The 2,412-nt window shown below is 71.1% G+C and carries 2 protein-coding genes; both read left to right on the forward strand.

The window, feature by feature from the left end; all coding sequences use genetic code 11:
• Window positions 1-2,269 (forward strand): hypothetical protein (locus JNB61_RS19815; RefSeq protein WP_220340727.1); only part of this gene is annotated, 2,269 nt, incomplete at its 5' end.
• A gap of 56 nt (window positions 2,270-2,325) precedes the next feature.
• Window positions 2,326-2,412, forward strand: an 87-nt coding sequence (locus JNB61_RS20685; RefSeq protein WP_374226651.1) for a hypothetical protein, incomplete at its 3' end; no start/stop codon positions are given.

The following is a 2,412-nucleotide window of genomic DNA, read 5'->3' on the forward strand; positions in this document are numbered from 1 at the left end:
ACTCACCCACCTCATCGCCCGCATCCAAGCCGACGACACCGCCGCCTACCTCCACTTCCACAACGCCCAAGACCTCGAAGACCACGTCGCCGGCGACCTCGCCATGCTCCTCGCCGAACGCTTCGACCAGTCGCGGCGCGCCGAGCCGGCCACGGCAGCCGAGATCTCCCTCGCCGCGCGCGTGCCCGAGCCGTACACCGAGACGATCGGCCGCGAGGGGGAGCTCGCCGAGATCCGGGCGCTCCTGGCCGGCGGCCTCCACCGGGTCGTCAGCCTCATCGGGCCGGGCGGCATCGGCAAGAGCCGGCTCGCCATCGAGGCCGCGCACGCGAACACCGACCTGTTTCCCGACGGCGTGTACTTCGTACCGCTCGAGGGCGTGCTGGAACCCGGGCTGCTGCTGCCCACGATCGCCTACATCCTCGGCGTGCGCGACACCGGCGCCGCCACGCTCGAGGAGAGGATCGCTCAGGCAATCGGCGACCGTCACGTGCTGATCGTGCTCGACAACTTCGAGCAGATCATCGACGAGGCGCCGGTCCTCGTACGGCTGTACTCGCTGGCACCGCGCGCGTGCTTCCTCGTGACGAGCCGCATCGTGCTGCGCATCCGCGGGGAGCGCGTGTTCGAGGTCGAGACGCTCGACACCCCCGCACCGGACTCCCCCACCACGCTCGCGCAGGCGCAGGCCGCCTCGGCGTGCGTGCTGTTCGCCGAGCGTGCCGCGTCCGCCCTCCCCGGCTTCGAGCTGACGACCGCGAACGCGGCCGATGTCATCGCCATCTGCCGCCAGCTCGACGGCCTTCCCCTGGCCATCGAGCTCGCCGCGGCGAAGATCCGGATCCTCTCGCCCCGTGACGTCGCGGAGCGGCTGGGGCAGAGCCTCCCGCTGCTGTCGACGTCGGTGCGCGATCTTCCCGACCGTCACCGCACCATGCGCGCCACGATCGACTGGAGCGTGGGCCTGCTGACCGATGAGCAGCGGGCGATGCTCGAGGACCTCGGCGTCTTCGCCGCCCGGTTCAGTCTCGAGTCGGTCGAGGCGGTGGGTGAGAACCGCTCGTGGGGTCCCGAGGCGATCGAGACGCTCGCCGCGCTGATCGACGCGTCCCTGGTGCAGCGCATCGACTCCGGCGGCCGTTCGGTGTTCTCGCTTCTCACGATCGTGCGCGAGTACGCCCTCGAGACGCTCGAGTCCCGCAGGGCGGCCGACGAGATGCGGATCGCCCACGCCTACTACTACCTCGACCTGGTGCACCGGGTGGCGCCGCGCCTGCGCGGTGCCGAGCAGATCGACGCCGTCGCCGAACTGGGGCTCGAGGTGCCGAACCTGCGCGCGGCGGCGCGCCACCTCGTCTTCATGGACCGGCTCGACGATGCGGGCGACTTCGCATGGACGATGTTCCCCTATTGGTGGATCTGCGGGTACTTCGCGGATGTGCGGCTGTGGATGCTGGAGCTGCTGGAGAAGCGGATGCCGCTGACCCCGCGCACGCGCGCGATCGCGACGTTCTTCCCGCTGTGGGCCGAGCTGTGGCAGCGGCCCAGCAACCAGGTGGTGGAGGGCCTCGGCGAGGTCGTGCGGCTGTTCACCGAGAGCGGCGACCGGCACGCGGCCGCGATGGCCCTCGCAGCGAAGGCGTCGACGCGGCTGCAGTTCACGGATCTCGACGAAGAGGTGTTCCGGGCGGAGATCGGCGAGGCGATCGCGACGCTCCACGACCTCGGCGACAGCTGGGCGGAGTCCCTCGCCGAGGTGGTGCTCGGCCAGTTCGGCATGCTGCGTCGCGACATCCCCGCGGCGCTGGAGCACCTCGGCCGTGCGGTCGACATCGCCGACGCCGCCGATGACGCGTTCACCCGCGTCGTCGCCGGCAACAACCGCGCGCGCCTGCGCTTCGTGCTCGGCGAGCGGGATGCGGCCGAGGAGGAGTTCCGGCTCACGCTGCTGCTGTCGATCCGGCTGCACTTCGTCGACGGTGCCACCTACGGGTTGGAGGGCATGTGCGCCATCGCCGCCTCGCACGGCGACGCGTGGCGCGCGGGGGCTCTGTCCGCGGTGGCGGCGACGATCCGCGAGACGACGGGCATCTACGACATCGAAGGCTTCGCCATCCACCTCGCGCCGCTCGAGGCCCTGCGGGCCGTCGACCCCGAGAGCGTCGAGGCCGGTGAGCACGCGGGCAGGGAGATGGGTCTTGCGCAGGCCATCGCGATCGCGCTGCCCGAGGCCGACGCGGACGTCCGTGCGAAGGTGCCTTCGTGGTGACAGGCCTCGAGCGCACCCCCGTGATCCGTACGCCCGACCAGCGGATCCGGGTGTTCGTGAGCTCGACCCTGCGCGAGCTCGCGGAAGAACGCGAAGCAGTGCGGTCGGCCATCGAGCGACTCCGACTCGCGCCCGTGATGTTC

The sequence above is a fragment of the Microbacterium ureisolvens genome (genome assembly GCF_019511645.1).
Classification (GTDB): domain Bacteria; phylum Actinomycetota; class Actinomycetes; order Actinomycetales; family Microbacteriaceae; genus Microbacterium; species Microbacterium ureisolvens_A.